This is a genomic window from Shinella sp. 20P9.1.1 (genome assembly GCF_057798995.1).
Window position 1 is genome coordinate 209,839 of record NZ_JBYOLC010000001.1, and the last position, 16,619, is coordinate 226,457.

Here is a 16,619-nt window from a genome sequence, read left to right on the forward strand (position 1 = left end):
CGGAACATGATTGGCCGATTGATACTCACCTATCCCGAAGCATCGCGCAGGGCCGGCGGCCTGCTCATCCTCGCCATCGTCGCGTCGGTGCTCTATTCCATCGGCGTCAGCTCCGCCTGGATCGGCCATATCCTGCCGTCCTCGGTCGACTGGTTGAAGGAGAACCAGGTTGTCGGCCGCATTGTCTCGTCGGTGCTGATCGCGCTCATCGTTGCGGCGAACTGGAAGGCGCTGCGCCAATTGCCGCGCCGCTGGCAGGTAGTCGGCGTCTGGGTCGAGCTCTTCGTGCTCCTGATGCTGTTCTTCTATTCGTTCGATCTTTCCTTCGCGTTCATCGCGAAGAAGATCGGCTTCCTCATCACGCAGGGCGTGACGACGACGCTGTTCATTTCCGCGATCTCGATCCTGATTGCCACGATCATCGCGCTTGCCGGCGCCATCGCAAAACTCTCCAGCAATGGCGTCGTCTACGGCCTTGCGACCTTCTACACGTCGCTGTTCCGCGGCCTGCCGCTCCTGATGCAGATCTACATCATCTATCTCGGCCTGCCGCAGGTGGGCTATGTCATCGGTGCCATTCCGGCCGGTATTCTCGCTTTGTCGCTCTGCTACGGCGCCTATATGACGGAAATCTTCCGCGCCGGCATCCAGAGCATCAACCGCGGCCAGACGGAAGGTGCCACCGCGCTTGGCCTCAGCCCGGCCCAGACGATGACGCTCGTCATCCTGCCGCAAGCCATGCGCGTCATCATCCCGCCGACGGGCAACCAGTTCATCGCGATGCTGAAGGATAGTTCGCTCGTCTCCGTAGTCGGCGTGTGGGAAATCATGTACCTTGCGCGCACCCAGGGCCAGACCGAGTTCCGTCACATCGAAATGCTGATCACCGCCTCCATGATTTACTGGATTCTTTCGATCGGCCTGGAATATGCCCAGTCCCGCATTGAAGAAAGGTTCGGCCGCTTCAATGTCCGCTGACGCCTCCGTGGCAGAGAGCGACGGCACGCCGGTCGTGCCGTCGAACGGCAAGGGCGCGTTGATCGTGCTCGTCGCCTTCTTCGTGTTCTCCGCGACCGATGCCATCGTCAAGATCATGGCCGGCACGATCCCCGCGCCGCAGGTGACGTTCCTCATCACGGTCACGGCGCTGATCCTGCTTCTGATCCACGCGCTCGTCACGGGCCGCGTTCGCCGCCTGATCCCGCGCCAGCCGTCGCTCGCCTTTTGGCGGGCGCTGCTTCTGGCGCTCGATACGCTGCTGATCCACTACGCCTTCGCCACGCTGCCGATGGCCGAAGCCTATCTCATAGCCTTCCTGACGCCGATCCTTGTCGCCATGCTCAGCTTCGTCTTTCTGGGCGAGCGGCTGTCGCGCATCGGCTGGCTGGGCGTGCTGGTCGGCTTTGCCGGCGTCGCCGTGGCGCTGAAGCCCGGTGCCGCACCGCTCAATCTCGGCCATCTCGCCGCTTTCGCCTCGGCGGTGCTGTTCTCGCTGTCGCTGATCCTGCTGCGCCGGACCAAGATGGCGGAGACGGACGAGGCGCTGGTCGCAAGCCTTCTCGTGGTGATGACGCCCGTCGCTTTCGCCGTGGCGGCCGTCTCCGGTGAGTTGAAACCGCTCGACCTTCCCCTCTTCGGCTATGCGGTGGCGGGCGGCGTGCTGATGATCGTCGGCAATGCGCTGCTGGTGCGCGCCTTCCGGGTCGGCGAAGCCTCGGTCGTCGCACCGTTCCAGTACAGCCAGATCATCTGGGGCTGCCTCTACGGCACCTTCCTCTTCTCGACGCCCGTGGAAATGCACACGCTGGTGGGCGCCGCAATCATCGTCTTTTCCGGCTGGCTGATCCTGAAATAGCCGTCAGAGCGGCCGGGCATCCTGTGGGAACCCGCCGACATGGGTGCAGGTCACCGCCGCCTGGTCACGGCCGGCCGCGAGGCAATCGGGCAGGGGTTTTCCGGTGATGCGGGCGGCGAGGAAACCGGCGATGAAACTGTCGCCGGCGCCGGTGGTGTCAATGACCTCGACGGTGCGAATACCGGCCTCGAAACGCGCAGTGCCATCGCTCACGACGGAGCCCTTGCTACCGCGCGTCACGACGGCGAGCGGCACGCCGTCACCAAGCAGACGCTCCAGCTGTCGATCCGCCGCACCCTCTTCGCTGCCCGCCGAAGCGAAGGCGATGGCAAGGCCGCCGGTGCCGAGATCGGCGGGGTCGGCATTGACGGAAATGTCCTGCGAGACGCTGATACCGGCGGTGGCAAGTGTGCGGCGCAGGGCGCCGCCATCGTCCATCCAGCCGATATGGATGTGATCCATGGTTTTCAGCACGGCAATGTCGGCCGCATCCGGCCGGTAGCCGGCGCAGACGCCGAAATCCTCATGGACGAAGACGCGTTCGCCGGAGGGCAGGACATCGATGTCAGTATAGGCGGTGATGCCTTCGCGCTCCCTCAGATGCCCCACATCGACGCCGTTTCGCGCGAGCAGTTCGCGCGTCCAGCGGCCGGCTGCGTCCGGGCCGACGGCACCGAAATAGAACGAGACCTGGCCGAGCCGCGCGAGCTGAACGGCGACATTCACCGCATTGCCCCCGACAAGCGATTGCGCGACGGGCGGGCGGAAGCGGTCGATACAATTGTCGCCGACGGCGGCGAAGCGGAAGCTCTTCATGCTGTTCTCTTCAGGGACGGCAAAGCCGCGAATACGGACAGGCGCATTCGCGGCTCGCAGGCGTTCAAGTCAAGCCGTCGCTATCAGTAGGCGACGCGCTTGTAATAGCGGCGGGTCGTCAGCGGATGGTTGCGCATGACTTCGAGATGCGCACTGATGCGCTCGAGGACCGTGGCCAGCAGGACCGGCGAGATAAGACCGCGCACCTCGGGCGAAATGCCCGGCAGATCGAATTCGGCGGTGTCGAGCACCGTCAGCTTGTCCGTGTAGTTCGGCACGAAGTTCTCGACGCGCTCGGCGAGCGGCCGCAGGGCATCCTCGCCCTTGAACAGGATGACGCTCACGCCCTTTTCGACCAGCTCGAGCGTGCCGTGGAAGAAGTCGGATGCATGCACCGGACGGGTGCGGATCCACTGCATCTCCTCGAGGATGCACATGCCGTAATAGAAGGCTTCCGGCCAGACATTGCCCGCGCCCGTGACGATGTGGAAGTCGGATCCGGCCAGCACCTTGGCGAAGGCTTCCGCCTTCGGCTCATAGGCGCGCTTGACCTCCAGGAGCAGCGCCGGCAGGCGCGCCAGTTCCGCGACGATGGCGTCGTGGTTGTCGATTTCGCCACGGTCCTTGAGAACCGCCAGCGCCACGAAGAGCGACTGGAGATAGAAGGATTCGCAGGACGTGTCGTCCTCGGCGAAGTTGACGAAGACATGGTCGCCGCCCTTGCCGAGCGGGGTTTCCTCATGCCCGACGAGCGTCAGCACGGTGGCCCCGATTTCCTTGAGCCTGGCGAGCAGTGCCACGCTTTCCTTCGTCGTGCCGGACAGCGAAGGCATGACGACGATCGACTTGTCCGTCAGGTTCGCCGAGCCGGTCAGCACGAGCTCCGCCGGCATGTCGATGAAGGCAGGGAAGCGCGAGCGGCGCTGCAAAAGCTGGGCTGCCGGCTGCATGAGGATCGCCGCGCCGCCCGTGCCGAGGAAGAAGATGTTTTCCGCACCGGCCGCAAGGCAGGATGCGACCACCGTTTCCAGCCGCTTCTGCAGGCCGACGGCGCCGGACTGGATGCGCAGGAATCTCTGTTCGTCGAAGTTCAGCATGGATGTGCCCCCATAGCCATGAGTTTCAATGTTGTAAGACAACTGACATCGTGATGCGCGCCTGTCAAGGCGATTCATGAATTTTCCAGAGAGCCGAAAGCGTAACATATTGCACAAGGTCGCGGCTGTTCGGGCAGCGCCTTGACCACCGGGAATTTGTCAGACAAGAAAGGTGACGACAACGACGAACGAGGCATCCGGTGGAGGAACCCCTTCGCGATTCGCGCACCCTTGCCGTCCAGTTGCGGGACCGGGTTGCCGATCTGATCAAGGACGAAGGGCTGAAGCCGGGCGACAAGCTGCCGACCGAGGCACAGCTGACGCAACGCTTCAAGATTTCGCGGCCCGCCCTGCGCGAGGCGTTGAAGCTGCTCGAACAGGACGACGTGATCTATGTCGAGCATGGCCGCGGACGCTTCGTCTCGGCGCTCTCGGCCGTGCAGGTCGATCGGCCGATCACCGTCTTCGAGAGCGTCACCGACATGGCGCAGCACTACGGCTATCGCCCCGTCAACAAGGTGCTGTCGATTTCCGAGGAAGCGCCGGACAAGCGCGTCGCCGAGAGCCTCAGGCTCGCGACGGCCGACCGCGTCATCCGTATCGAGCGCATCCGTCTGCATGGTGACGAACCGATCCTCTACTGCATCGACTATGTGCCCCGCAGTGTCATCCCCGGCCGGCTCTACGATATCGAGTGGAGCGGGTCGCTGATGAAGATCCTCGAGGAACACGCCAACCGCCCCCGCATGTCGGCGGCGAGCGTTTCGGCCGTGATGCTGCCGGAAGACGTGGTCGAGCGGCATGGGCTCAGGGATTTCGGTCCGGCGCTGCTGATCACCGAAACCTGTTTCAACATCGCCGGCATCCCGGTGAACTATGCCGTGGATTATCATCGCGGCAGCCATTTTTCCTTCAGCCTGACCCGCAAGTGAAGCGGGCGGCCACCCATCCCGACAGAGGCAGACATGACCGATCAGGCGACCAAAAGAGTAGCGCTCATTGCCGGCGGGGCCGGCGGTATGGGAGCGGCGATCGCCGCGCGACTTTCGCGGGAAGGTTATGCCGTTGCCATTGCCGATCTCGATGGCGAGCGCCTGACGCAGACCGTTGATACCCTTGTCGCGGGTGGCGGCGATGCGCTCGGCGTGCCGCTCGACATGCGCCGGATCGCCTCCTGCGCCGCCGCCGTCGAGACTGTTCTCGCCTGGCGCGGGCGCCTCGATGTCGTCGTCAATTCGGCCGGCGTCTGGCGCGAGGGCGATTCCACCACCATGACGGAAGCGGACTGGGATGTCGTCTTCGACGTCAATCTCAAGGGCGCGTTCTTCCTGATCCAGGCGGCGATCCCGCATCTCGGCGCCGGCGCTTCCATCGTCAACATCGCCTCGGATGCCGGCCTCGTCGGCAACAACGGGGCGGCGATCTACTGCGCGTCGAAGGGTGGCCTCGTGTTGCTCACCAAGGCGCTGGCGCTGGAGCTCGCGCCGCGCCAGATTCGCGTCAACGCCGTCTGCCCCGGCGATGTCGCGACCCCGATGATCGAATTCCAGGCCGAGCGCTACGGCGGCGGCGATCCGGATGGGTACAAGGCAAAGCTCTTGTCCAACTATCCGCAGCAGGGGGCCGCACGCTTCATCAAGCCGGAGGAGATCGCCCGCATGGTGGCTTTCCTCTGCGAGCCGGATGGCGCACCGATCACCGGGGCGGCCCTCTCCATCGATTTCGGCGTCACCGCCGGTTACTGAGGAGACGCCCATGCAGCGCGAGACCGCGATCATCACCGGTGCCGGTGCCGCCGACGGCATCGGCTTCGCCTGTGCCAAAAGTCTGGCGGAGGAGGGCTTTCATGTCCATCTCGTCGCGACCAGCGAGCGCATCTTCGCGCGCGCCGGGGAGTTGCGCGCCGCGGGCTTTTCCGCGACCGGCCATATCTGCGACCTCACCGACAAGGCTGCCGTCGAAGCCCTGCGGCAGGCGACGGGACCGGCCTCGGTTCTCGTCAACAATGCCGGCATGGGCAGCGTCGCGCAGCCGGCGCTGCAACGGGAATTCGTCGATCTCGAGGAGGCGGACTGGGATCGCGGCATTGCCGTCAGCCTGAAGACCGCCTTTCTCGCGACGCGCATCTACCTGCCGGACATGTATGCCGATGGTTACGGCCGCATCGTCAACATCGCCTCGGTGACTGGGCCCTATGTCGCCAATCCTGGCGAAACCGCCTATTCCGCCGCCAAGGCCGGCATGGTGGGCATGACCCATGCGCTGGCGCTCGAAGCCGGTCCGCGCGGCGTGACCGTCAACGCCGTTGCGCCCGGCTGGGTGGATACCGGCGCTTCGACCGAAGAGGAACGCCGGGCGGCGCAGGCAACCCCCTGCGGCCGGGCCGGCACGCCGGACGAGATGGCGGCGGCCGTCGTTTTCTTCGCCTCGCCCAAGGCGAGCTACGTCAACGGGGCAGTGCTCGTCGTGGACGGTGGAAATATCCTGCAGGAGCGCAAGGCATAGACCCAAAGCCGTTTCTTCCCGCGCCGTTTCGTACCATAGTGCGGGAAGCATCCTTGGGTGCCCTTTGTGGGCGCCGCGCAACTCCGAAGGTCCCGCCATGTATTCTCCCTGGCCCGAAGCCGGCACGCCGCTCGATCAGGTCGCAACCCCCATGCCCGTCATCGACGAGGACCGGCTTGCCGCCAATATCCGCCGCACGCAGGCCTATTGTGAAGAGCACGGCAAGGCGTTCCGCCCGCATATCAAGACGCACAAGATCGTCTCGGTCGCAGAAGCCCAGCGCGATGCCGGTGCCGTCGGCCTGAACTGCCAGAAGATCAGCGAGGCCGAGGTCTTCGCCGATGCGGGCTTCGACGACATCCTCATCACCTACAACATTCTGGGTGCAGCCAAGCTCCGGCGTCTCCGCGCGCTGCATGAGCGCGTGGCGCATCTGAGCGTCGTCGCCGACAGTGCGGTCACCGTCGAGGGGCTGGCCGGCGCCTTCGACGCGGCGCGTCCCCTGACCGTGCTGGTTGAATGCGACACTGGCGGCAAGCGCTGCGGCGTGCAGACGCCTGAAGCGGCGGCCGCACTTGCCGAAAGGATCGCCGCATCGCCGGCGTTGCGTTTCGGCGGTCTCCTCACCTATCCCGCGCCGGGTGGCGCGGAAGCGATCGAAGCCTTCCTGTCCGGCACGATGGCGCTTCTGGCGGCAAAGGGCCTCGATTGCCCGGTGCGCTCCAGCGGCGGCTCGCCGGATCTGTTCAAGGCCCACCTTGTGCCATCGGCGACGGAGCACCGGGCGGGAACCTATGTCTATAACGACCGCAGCATGGTGCGCGCCGGCCATTGCACGCGCGCCGATCTTGCCATGCATATCCTGGCGACCGTCGTCTCGCGTCCCACAGAAAACCGCGCCGTGCTCGATGCCGGCTCCAAGGCGCTGACCTCCGACCTGCTCGGCTTTTCCGACTATGGCGAGATCGACGGTTTCGAGGAGGCGCGCATCCTGTCGCTCTCGGAGGAGCATGCGGTGGTGGATATCAGCGCCTATGGTGCTGCATTTCCGCCGATCGGCAGCGTGGTGAAGATCGTACCCAATCACACCTGCGTCGTCAGCAATCTTTTCGATCGCATGGTCTTCCACCGGGGCGGCATCGTCACCCGCGTGGAGGATGTCGCCGCGCGCGGCACGGTCTGGTGAAGCCCCCAAAAAGGAGAACAGCCGATGGCCGACAACAACGCCCCCTTCTTCATCGAGGACACGGACGAGAGCGAGATTTCCTCCGACACGACAGGTCTCGGCAATCTGCTCTTCACGACGCATATTCCGCTGCGCGCCGATGGCTCGATCGAGACCGGCGATATCAGGACCCAGAGCATCGCGACGCTGGAAAGCCTGAAGACCTCGCTGGAAAAGGCCGGCAGCAGTCTCGCCGACGTCATGCACCTGACGATCTATCTCACCGATATCGACGAGCGCCCGGCCTTCAACGAGGTCTATTGCAGCTACTTCAAGAAGCCCTATCCGGTCCGCTGCGCGGTCGGCGTCGCCGCCCTTGCCGATCCCGATATGAAGGTGGAAGTCACCGCCATCGCGGCACGCCGCAGGCCGGCCTGAATTTTCGACGAGGACTGCCATGACCGATCTTTTCGACGCCGCGCCGCGCACCGGCTCCATGCCGCTTGCCGCCGAATTGCGGCCGGCGACGCTGGATGACGTGATTGGCCAGGAAAAGGTTATCGGCGAGGGCACGATGCTGCGCCGGCGCATTGCCGCAGGCCGGCTCGGCAGCGTCATCTTCTATGGCCCGCCGGGCCTCGGCAAGACGTCGATCGCGCGGGCAATCGGCAACATGCTCGGCAAGAGTTTCCGGCCGCTGCACGCCGCGCACAACAATGTCGCCGACATCAGGAAGATCGCCGACGAGGCGCGCATGCGCCCGACCCTGCTTTTTGCCGACGAGGTGCATCGCTTCAGCGCCACGCAGCAGGATCATCTTCTGGCGCTCTGCGAGGAGGGCGTCGCCGACTTCATCGGCGCGACCACCGGCAATCCCTATCACACGCTGACGCCCGCGCTCGTTTCCCGCTCGACGATCCTCAAGCTGGAGCCGCTGGCAATCGAGGAGATGGAGGAGGTGGTGCGCCGTGGCGTCAGGCATCTGGCAAGCCTCGGCATCGAGGTGCGGCTGGAGCCGGCGCAGCTGCGCCGCATCGCCGGCCGTTCCGGCGGGGATGCACGCCGCGCGTTGACGGTGCTGGAAAGCCTCGCCGTCGGCCATGCGCCGGGCCAGCCGGTCGTGCTGACCGAGGCGATGGTGGAGGAGGCCTATGCGGCAGCTCCCGTCAACCACGACCGCTCGGGTGACGCGCATTACGATGTCGTCTCCGCCTTCGTGAAATCCATGCGCGGCTCGGATCCCGACGCGACGCTCTACTGGCTTGCCCGATTAATCCATGGCGGCGAGGACCCGCGCTACATCGCCCGCCGCATCATGATCCATGCCTCCGAAGACGTCGGCCTTGCCGACAACACCGCGCTCCAGACGGCGGTGGCGGCGCTCCATGCGGTCGAAAAGATCGGTTATCCCGAGGCGCAGATCATCCTTGCCCACGCCGCGCTTCATGTCGCGCGGGCGCCAAAATCCAACTCCGCCTGTCGCGGCATTTCGCTGGCGCTCGCCCATGTGGCGAACGAGGCGCCCTCGGCCGTGCCGATGCATTTGCGCGACGCACATTACAAGGGTGCCGCGGCGCTCGGCCATGTCGGTTACGCCTTCCCGCATGACGACGGGCGCGGCTGGAGCGAGCAGGTCTATGCGCCCGATGTGCCGCGCGGCGCCTTCTACCAGAGCGATGCGCGCGACGCTGCGACCTTCGAGCGACGCGCCGACGAGCACTGGGAGCAGGTGACCGGTCGGCCGACGCCGGGCCGGTTCAAGCGCTGAGGCCTATGCGGCGGCGAGCCCGGCGCGCACCCGGTTGACGACCGTCCAGGCGAGCAGCACGCAGGCCATGGGCTGGATGTGCCATGTCCAGGGCGGCAGCGTGCCGAAGATCGCGACAAGTGCGCCGAGCGCTCCGAACAGCAGCGCCCGGTCACTCTTGCCCATCGGCCCTTCATAATTGCGGCCATTGCCATGCGCGACGCCCAGCACGCCGGCAAATTCCGTGAGCGTGGCGAGAAAGATGATCGCCGTCAGCCAAGGCAGGGAAAAGGGCACGATGAGCGCGAAGGGCGCGTAGAGCGCCGCATCGGAAACGACATCCGTGATCTCGTTAAGATAGCCGCCGAGCGCGCTCTTCTGGCCGTGTTCGCGGGCCAGCATGCCATCAACCGCATTGAACGCCATGCGCAAAAACATCCAGACCGGCACGAGGGCGAAAAGCGTGGGTTCGGGCCGGGCAAGCAGCAGGCCGCCGATGCCGACGGAGACGATGGCGGCGACGAGCGTCACCTGATTTGCCGTGAGGCCCATGGCGGACAGCCGCCTGACCAAGGGCCTGAGAAGGGTCTGGAAGGACGATTTCAGTTTATAGATCGACATGAATGCTCGAATCCGCTCGATTGCTTCGGCTGAAATGAATGTGCAATCGACGGGAAATCAACTGCAAATATGGAGCTTCATCCGTATAGGTGAGAATGACATCCGCATGAGGGGGACAGCATGATCGAAAAGGCCTTTGCGAGCCATGATGGCGTAGAACTCTTCTATCGCTTCTGGCCGGCCCGTTCCGGCACGGCAAAAGGCGCGATCGTGCTGCTCCACCGGGGCCACGAGCACAGCGGACGCGTTGCCCATATTGCCGAAGAACTGGGGCTTGCCGATTTCGCCTTCTACGCGTGGGATGCACGAGGCCATGGCCGCTCGCCCGGCGAGCGCGGCCATTCGCCGTCTTTCGCCCATTCCGTGCGCGACCTCGACTGCTTCGTGCGCCATATCCGCGAGACGGATGGTTTCGCGATGGATCAGGTCGTCGTGCTGGCGCAGAGCGTCGGCGCGGTGCTGGCCGCGACCTGGGTGCATGACTATGCGCCCGATATCCGCGCGCTGGTGCTCGCCTCGCCCGCCTTCAGCGTCAAGCTCTACGTGCCCTTCGCACGGGAGGGCATCGCGTTCTGGCAGAAGCTGAAGGGCACGTTCTTCGTCAATTCCTATGTCAAGGCACGCTTCCTGACGCATGACCCCGAGCGTATCGCCTCCTTCGAGGCCGATCCGCTGATCACCCGGCCCATCGCATCCAACATCCTGCTGGAGCTCTACGAGGCGGCCGATCGTTTGGTGGCGGATGCGCGCGCCATCACCGTGCCGACGCAGCTTCTGATTTCCGGCAGCGATTTCGTCGTGCGCCATGGCCCGCAGCACCGCTTCTTCGAAAATCTCGGCAGCACGATCAAGGAACGCCATGTGCTGCCCGGCTTCTTCCACGATACGCTCGGCGAGCGGGATCGGGCCAAGGCGCTGGACAAGGTGCGCAGCTTCATCCTCGCGCGTTTTGCGGAGCCGCCGGTCGTGGCGGATGTCCGCCGCGCCCATCTTTTCGGCTATACCCGCGACGAGGCCGACCGGCTGGCAACGCCGCTGTCTCTACTCTCGCCGCGCGGCGCCTATTGGGCGCTGACACGTGCCTCCATCTGGATCGGCGGGCTATTTTCCAAGGGCATCGCGACGGGCGTGCGCACCGGCTTCGATTCCGGCTCGACGCTGGATTATGTCTATGAAAACCAGCCGCGCGGCCTCGGTCCCGGCGGGCGGCTGGTCGACCGGCAGTTCCTCGACGCCATCGGCTGGCGCGGTATCCGCCAGCGCAAGGTGCATCTGGAAGAGCTGATCGGCAAGGCGCTGTCGCGTCTCAAAGGCGAGGGCAAGGCGATCCGCGTGCTCGACATTGCCGCCGGCCACGGGCGCTATGTGCTGGATGCCGTGACGGCCTCCGAAGCGAAGCCGGACAGCATCCGCCTGCAGGATTATTCGCCCGTCAATGTGGAGAAGGGCACGGCGCTGATCGCCGAGCGCGGGCTTCAGGACATCGCCAGTTTCCACCGGGCCGATGCCTTCGATACCGAGGGCCTGGCATCCATGGAACCGCGGCCGACGCTTGCCATCGTCTCCGGCCTCTACGAACTCTTCCCCGACAATGCCCAGATCGAGGCGTCGCTTGCCGGTCTCTCACGGGCGCTGGAGCCGGGATCGCTCATCGTCTATACCGGCCAGCCCTGGCACCCGCAGCTGGAGATGATCGCCCGTGCGCTCACCTCGCATCGCGGCGGCGAGGCCTGGATCATGCGCCGGCGCACGCAGCAGGAGATGGACCAGCTGGTCGCCGCCGCCGGTTTCCGCAAGATCGAGCAGCGCATCGATACATGGGGCATCTTCACCGTCTCGCTGGCCGAGCGCATCTGAGGGCGGCATGGGGGAGGGGATCGTTTCCGTGCCGACCGTCGATCGCCGCGCCGTTTTCCGCGCGGCAACTCTCTGGCTCGCCGTTCTCGCGCCGTTCTTCTACCTAACCTACGGCGTGGCGAATTGGCTGGCCGCGCAGCGTGCCTCTGTGCCCAACCTCGCCTTCGGCTGGGAGCGGCACATTCCCTTCCTCGCCTGGACGATTGTGCCCTATTGGTCGATCAATGCCTTCTATGCGCTCTCGCTCTTCGTCAACGAGACGTCGGAGGCCGTCGGACGGTTGGCTCGACGCTATCTGACGGCGCAGATCGTCGCCGTCATCTGCTTCATCGCCTTCCCCCTGCAGGCGATCTTCGTGCGGCCGGAGACGCATGGCTTGCCGGGCTTCATGTTCGACGTGCTTGGCGGCTTCGACAAGCCGTTCAACCAGGCGCCCTCGCTGCATATCGCGCTGCTCGTCATCATCTGGGATCATTGGCGCGGCCGGCTGCGCGGCGCGATGCTTGGGCTCTGGCATGTCTGGTGCCTGCTGATCGGCCTGTCGGTGCTGACGACCTGGCAGCACCATCTCATCGATATCCCGACCGGCGCGCTGCTCGGCCTCTTCGCGCTCTGGCTTTTTCCCGCGCAAGGTCCTTCGCCACTTGCCGGTTTTCGCTGGACACAAGATGCGCAGGCATGGCGGTTCGCAAGCATCTATGCCGCCGGTGCCGCAGCCTTCCTGCTGCTGACCATTCCGGCAACTCGGAATTCCGGGGCGGGGCTTCTCCTCCTCTGGCCGGCGCTAGCGCTCGCCATCGTCGCCCTTGGCTATGCCGGTGCCGGCCCGCGTGTTTTCCAAAAAGGGGCGGATGGACGCATCAGCCTTGCGAGCCGCTGGCTGCTCTGGCCCTACCGTCTCGGTGCTCGGCTGAACGTGCTCTGGTGGACGCGGAACCTCGCCCCCGCGGTCGAGCTTGCCGACGGGGTGTTTCTCGGTCGTGCGCCGCGGCGCTGCGAGCTTTCGACCTATGTCGCCGTCATCGACATGACCGCGGAAATGCCGGCCATCGTCGCACCCGGCCTTGTTTGGCACGCCTTTCCCTCGACGGACCTCCTGCCGCTCGAGGCCCACCGCATTCGCGCGGCAGCCCTTGCCGTCGAAGATGCCAGCCGGCATGGGCCGGTCCTCATCTGCTGCGCCCTCGGCTTCCAGCGCAGTGCCGCGGTCGCCGCCTGCTGGCTGGTGCGGGCGGGATATGCGGCCAATGCCGCGATTGCCGGCGAGCGGATCAAGGCGGCGGGACGCCCCGTGCATCTGCGGCCCGAGATTTTTGCCGCCATCGACGAGGCGGCGCGATGAGCGACTGGAAGACGGTGATGAACGACACTGTCAAGCGCCTCCGCCGCAACGGTCTTGCCGGCGGTGGGATGGCATTGCTGATCCTCGCCATCGCCCCGCCGACCGCGGGCGCGGAAGGCTTCACCGGGCCGTTCGCCTGGTGGCTGCTGCTCGCCTTCTGCCTGCTGCCGCTTGCCGTCTCCGTTCACCTGCTCTTCGATGCCGCCCTGTTTCGCCTGGCCGCCTCCCATGACGATGAAACTGCGGGGCTCACCGCAATCGACGACGTGCTCGCCCGCATGGGCCTGCGTTCCGCGAGCCCCGTTCCGGCTCCCCTGGCGGATCGTCTTGCCGGGTGCGGCCGGCTGCTCCGGTTGCAGCGCATCGCGCTGGCGATTGGCGTCGTGCTCTACCTCGTCCTGCTGCTCGACATGATCGCGGGAGGGGGCGCAACATGATGGACGGCGCGTCCCTCTTGCAGACCGCAGCCGGCGCGGTGCTGGCGGGCCTTTCCCGTGCGGTGACCGGCGTGCGGCCGATCTGGGCCGGCACCGGGCCGAACGGCCGGCAGCGCATCTATTTCGCCAATCATGCGAGCCATGGCGATTTCATCCTCGTCTCGACCTGCCTGACGCCGCGCGAGCGTGCCCGCACCGCCGCTGTCGCCGGGGCGGACTACTGGAATGCCGGGAAAGTCAGGCGGTTCATTGCAAACAGGCTGCTGCGCACCGTTCTCGTCGAGCGCAACTGGGTGGAGCGCGCCGCAGACCCTATGCAGGTCATGCTGTCGGCGCTCGATGCCGGCCAGTCGCTGATCTTCTTTCCCGAGGGCACGCGCAATATGACGGAGGAGCCTTTGCTACGCTTCCGCTCCGGCCTCTACAACCTTGCCTGCGCCCGGCCGGATGTCGAGCTCGTGCCCTGCTGGATCGAGAACATGTCGCGCGTGCTGCCCAAGGGCGCCGTGCTGCCAATCCCCTTGCTGTGCCGCGTCGTGTTCGGCACGCCCGTTACGTTGCAGGACGGCGAGGATCGCAAGGTGTTTCTCGACCGTGCCCGCAATGCCCTTCTCACGCTCGCGCCCAACAGGGATGGAACCCGCCGATGAACGACGACACAACCTGCCTTTTCTGGGGCCTCGTCGCCATCCTCACCACGGCAAGCCTCGTTGCCGGCGGGCTTTCCTGGCGCAGCCCCAAGCCGCTGCCGGAAACGCTGGAAAATCTCAATGCGCGCATCAAGGCCTGGTGGATCATGGTGGCGGGCATCACCGTGGCCTTCCTGTTCGGCAAAGGCGGCGTGATCCTGCTCTTCGCCTTCGTCTCCTTTGCCGCCTTGCGCGAATATGTGACGCTCACCAACACGCGCCATGCCGACCGCTGGACGCTCATCGGCATGTTCCTGATCATCATCCCCACGCAATATTACCTGATCTGGATCGACTGGTACGGGCTCTATTCGATCTTCATTCCCGTCTATTGCTTCCTCGCCATGCCGGCGCTGACGGCCATCCGCGGCGACACCTCCCGCTTCCTCGAACGGGTCAGCGAGCAGCAATGGGGCATCATGCTCTCCGTCTACTGCATCAGTCATGTGCCGGCTCTGGTGACGCTGCCCATTCCCGGCAACGAGGGGCGCGGCCTGCTCTTGATCGCCTTCCTGATCGCCACGGTGCAAGGCAGCGACGTCCTGCAATATATTTTCGGCAAGCTCTTCGGCCGCCACAAGATCGCACCCAATGTCTCGCCGTCGAAAACCTGGGAGGGCCTGATCGGCGGGATCGTCAGCGCCTCGGCTCTCGGTGCCGGCCTCTACTGGCTGACGCCCTTTTCGCCCATCGAGGCGGGCGTACTTGCGGGCCTTGCCTGCATCATGGGCTTCTTCGGCGGCCTCGTTGCTTCCGCGATCAAGCGCGACCGCGGCGTCAAGGACTGGGGCCACCTGATCGAGGGTCATGGCGGTATGCTCGACCGCGCCGACAGCCTCGTCTTCGCCGCCCCCGTCTTCTTCCATATCGTGCGCTATGCCTGGACGTGAGACGGCCCGGCAGACGACCGTTAGCGCCGCTTCGGCATGGGGGCCAGTGGGCCGAGGCTGTCGAGATAGGTTGATGCCCCGCCGTTCTCATAGGTCGTGAAGGCAACGGTGCGGTCGCGGTAGGATTTCAGCACCTGGCCCAGCCCGTTGGCGCCCTCCGCGCGCACTTGGCGCACCAGCCCGAGATCGATGCTGACGGGGAAGATTTCCGTCACCTGGCCGCACTGGTGCACGATGTTGCCGGTCGGGTCCGCAACGAGCGAGCGGCCGACGCCGCCGGCATCCAGCCCGTTTACGTCGACGACATAGCAGGAGAACATCACCGCCGTCGCCTGCACGATGGCAAGTTCCGCCTTGCGGTCCGTCGTGCCCGTCAGCACGGGGTGGATCAGCACCTCGACGCCCGCCGACGTCAGTGTGCGCGTGGTCTCCGGGAACCAGATGTCGTAGCAGATCGACAGGCCGAAGCGGCCGATGTCGGGCACGTCGAAGATCAGGAATTCGTTGCCGCCGGTCACGCCCGCCTCGAAGGGCATGAAGGGGAACATCTTGTCGTAGCGCCCGACGATCTCGCCGTCGGGATTGATGACGACGGAATGATTGTAGGTCCGCCCCTCGCGGTGCACGAAATAGGTGCCGGGAATGATCCAGACCCGGTGTTTTACGGCCAGCGCCCGGAAGACGGCCTCATCGACCGTCGGGTCCGGCGCCATGCAGGCATGCAGCGGCCCATGCATGGCAAGCTCGGAAAAGACGATCATGTCCGTGCCCGGAAAGAGCGCCATGGTCTTCTCGACCTGGATGGTCATCGCCGTGATGTTGCTGCCGCCGATCGGCACGGACATCTGGATGCCTGCGATCATGAAGCGGGAATTGTCCCGCCGGCCGGTAGCCTGCGGCAGCGCGGTTGCTTCGGAAAAGGAGCCTGACATGATTTCCAAATCTCAGATGACTTATTTGGCCGTGCGGGAGGCGGGTTTCGAGGGTGCGGCACGCGGTGCGGTCGCTACCAGCTCGTCGAAGGCCACGCCCCGGTAGGGCTTGCTCGATTTGAGCACGATGTAGCTCGAGAGATTGCCGATCTTGGGTCCGAGCTTCAGAAGCTCGTCCGACAGCATCTGGTAGGAGGAAATGTCGGGGCAGACGAAGCGCACGAGATAGTCGATCGGTCCTGAGACTTTGGTGCATTCCACAACAAAGCGCATCTCCTCGACCATCTTTTCGAAGATCTGGAAATCCTCCAGCCCATGGCTGTTCAGCGTCACCGCGGCGATGACGTCGACATGGCGGCAGACTTTCGCAAGGTCGATGCTGGCATGATAGCTGTTGATGATGCCGGCCTTTTCGAGGCGCTTGACGCGCTGCAGGCAAGGGCTCGGCGAGAGCCCCACATCATCGGCCAGTTCCTGGTTCGTCACGCGCGCATTGGCCTGAAGACGTGCCAGAATGCGCAAATCGATCTGATCGAGCCGGATCGACCCGTCTTCATCTTTCATTCATTCGCCCCCTGCTGCATGGACCGTGCCATGAGCCCTCCCGATGAGGGTGGCCCTACGGCCCGAAGCCATAAGGATACTGTTGGCCGGACCCTGTCAAGC

The 16,619-nt window shown here is 65.0% G+C and carries 18 protein-coding genes; 13 read left to right on the forward strand and 5 right to left on the reverse strand.

All coding sequences use genetic code 11. The annotated features are described in order from the left end of the window. Window positions 1-6: 6 nt before the first annotated feature. Both AC27VQ_RS00945 and AC27VQ_RS00950 read left to right on the forward strand, forming a co-directional pair. A complete protein-coding gene (locus tag AC27VQ_RS00945) occupies window positions 7-978 on the forward strand; it encodes an amino acid ABC transporter permease (RefSeq protein ID WP_421592360.1) in 972 nt (323 codons plus the stop codon). Between the two features lie 7 nt (window positions 979-985). Then, window positions 986-1,855, forward strand: a complete 870-nt coding sequence (locus AC27VQ_RS00950) for a DMT family transporter (protein ID WP_488714825.1) — start codon at window positions 986-988, stop codon at window positions 1,853-1,855. Window positions 1,856-1,858: 3 nt separating this feature from the next. Here the strand turns inward: AC27VQ_RS00950 and AC27VQ_RS00955 are convergent, their stop codons facing one another. After that, window positions 1,859-2,671 carry a PfkB family carbohydrate kinase gene (locus AC27VQ_RS00955; RefSeq protein ID WP_488714826.1) on the reverse strand — a complete coding sequence of 271 codons (813 nt, stop codon included), beginning with the start codon at window positions 2,669-2,671 and terminating at the stop codon, window positions 1,859-1,861. A gap of 83 nt (window positions 2,672-2,754) precedes the next feature. Beyond that, window positions 2,755-3,768 carry an SIS domain-containing protein gene (locus tag AC27VQ_RS00960; RefSeq protein ID WP_488714827.1) on the reverse strand — a complete coding sequence of 338 codons (1,014 nt, stop codon included), beginning with the start codon at window positions 3,766-3,768 and terminating at the stop codon, window positions 2,755-2,757. Between the two features lie 200 nt (window positions 3,769-3,968). Between AC27VQ_RS00960 and AC27VQ_RS00965 the strand changes: the two genes are divergently transcribed. The 6 genes from AC27VQ_RS00965 (at window position 3,969) to AC27VQ_RS00990 (ending at window position 9,206) form a co-directional block, all read left to right on the forward strand. Further along, a complete protein-coding gene (locus AC27VQ_RS00965) occupies window positions 3,969-4,700 on the forward strand; it encodes a GntR family transcriptional regulator (RefSeq protein WP_313527831.1) in 732 nt (243 codons plus the stop codon). Window positions 4,701-4,733: 33 nt separating this feature from the next. Beyond that, a complete protein-coding gene (locus tag AC27VQ_RS00970) occupies window positions 4,734-5,513 on the forward strand; it encodes an SDR family NAD(P)-dependent oxidoreductase (RefSeq protein ID WP_313527829.1) in 780 nt (259 codons plus the stop codon). Window positions 5,514-5,523: 10 nt separating this feature from the next. Next, entirely contained in the window at window positions 5,524-6,273 is a 750-nt protein-coding gene (locus AC27VQ_RS00975; RefSeq protein ID WP_313527827.1) for an SDR family NAD(P)-dependent oxidoreductase, read from the forward strand. Between the two features lie 97 nt (window positions 6,274-6,370). Continuing rightward, complete coding sequence (locus AC27VQ_RS00980) at window positions 6,371-7,459, forward strand: D-TA family PLP-dependent enzyme (RefSeq protein WP_488714828.1); 1,089 nt, start codon at window positions 6,371-6,373, stop codon at window positions 7,457-7,459. 24 nt (window positions 7,460-7,483) lie between these two features. Then, the gene (locus AC27VQ_RS00985; protein WP_488714829.1) at window positions 7,484-7,876 is read left to right on the forward strand and encodes a RidA family protein; all 393 of its coding nucleotides are present in this window, start codon (window positions 7,484-7,486) and stop codon (window positions 7,874-7,876) included. A 19-nt stretch (window positions 7,877-7,895) separates the two neighbouring features. Continuing rightward, complete coding sequence (locus AC27VQ_RS00990; protein WP_488714830.1) at window positions 7,896-9,206, forward strand: replication-associated recombination protein A; 1,311 nt, start codon at window positions 7,896-7,898, stop codon at window positions 9,204-9,206. 3 nt (window positions 9,207-9,209) lie between these two features. Here AC27VQ_RS00990 and AC27VQ_RS00995 read toward each other — a convergent pair whose 3' ends face one another. After that, window positions 9,210-9,806 carry a CDP-alcohol phosphatidyltransferase family protein gene (locus AC27VQ_RS00995; RefSeq protein WP_488714831.1) on the reverse strand — a complete coding sequence of 199 codons (597 nt, stop codon included), beginning with the start codon at window positions 9,804-9,806 and terminating at the stop codon, window positions 9,210-9,212. A gap of 120 nt (window positions 9,807-9,926) precedes the next feature. Between AC27VQ_RS00995 and AC27VQ_RS01000 the strand changes: the two genes are divergently transcribed. The 5 genes from AC27VQ_RS01000 to AC27VQ_RS01020 are packed head-to-tail and all read left to right on the forward strand — an operon-like array spanning window position 9,927 to window position 15,021. Further along, window positions 9,927-11,663 (forward strand): bifunctional alpha/beta hydrolase/class I SAM-dependent methyltransferase, encoded by a 1,737-nt coding sequence (locus AC27VQ_RS01000; protein WP_488714832.1) that lies wholly within the window; start codon window positions 9,927-9,929, stop codon window positions 11,661-11,663. Window positions 11,664-11,670: 7 nt separating this feature from the next. Further along, a complete protein-coding gene (locus tag AC27VQ_RS01005) occupies window positions 11,671-13,005 on the forward strand; it encodes a phosphatase PAP2/dual specificity phosphatase family protein (RefSeq protein ID WP_488714833.1) in 1,335 nt (444 codons plus the stop codon). After that, window positions 13,002-13,442, forward strand: a complete 441-nt coding sequence (locus tag AC27VQ_RS01010) for a hypothetical protein (protein WP_488714834.1) — start codon at window positions 13,002-13,004, stop codon at window positions 13,440-13,442. The genes AC27VQ_RS01005 and AC27VQ_RS01010 overlap by 4 nt, the downstream gene beginning before the upstream one ends. Next, complete coding sequence (locus AC27VQ_RS01015; RefSeq protein ID WP_488714835.1) at window positions 13,439-14,092, forward strand: lysophospholipid acyltransferase family protein; 654 nt, start codon at window positions 13,439-13,441, stop codon at window positions 14,090-14,092. The genes AC27VQ_RS01010 and AC27VQ_RS01015 overlap by 4 nt, the downstream gene beginning before the upstream one ends. Continuing rightward, entirely contained in the window at window positions 14,089-15,021 is a 933-nt protein-coding gene (locus tag AC27VQ_RS01020) for a phosphatidate cytidylyltransferase (protein WP_421592345.1), read from the forward strand. The genes AC27VQ_RS01015 and AC27VQ_RS01020 overlap by 4 nt, the downstream gene beginning before the upstream one ends. A gap of 20 nt (window positions 15,022-15,041) precedes the next feature. Here the strand turns inward: AC27VQ_RS01020 and AC27VQ_RS01025 are convergent, their stop codons facing one another. Further along, window positions 15,042-15,953, reverse strand: a complete 912-nt coding sequence (locus AC27VQ_RS01025; protein ID WP_488714836.1) for a carbon-nitrogen hydrolase family protein — start codon at window positions 15,951-15,953, stop codon at window positions 15,042-15,044. Window positions 15,954-15,974: 21 nt separating this feature from the next. Further along, on the reverse strand, window positions 15,975-16,517 hold the full coding sequence (locus AC27VQ_RS01030) for an Lrp/AsnC family transcriptional regulator (RefSeq protein ID WP_313532438.1): 543 nt from the start codon (window positions 16,515-16,517) through the stop codon (window positions 15,975-15,977). Window positions 16,518-16,619: the final 102 nt, after the last annotated feature.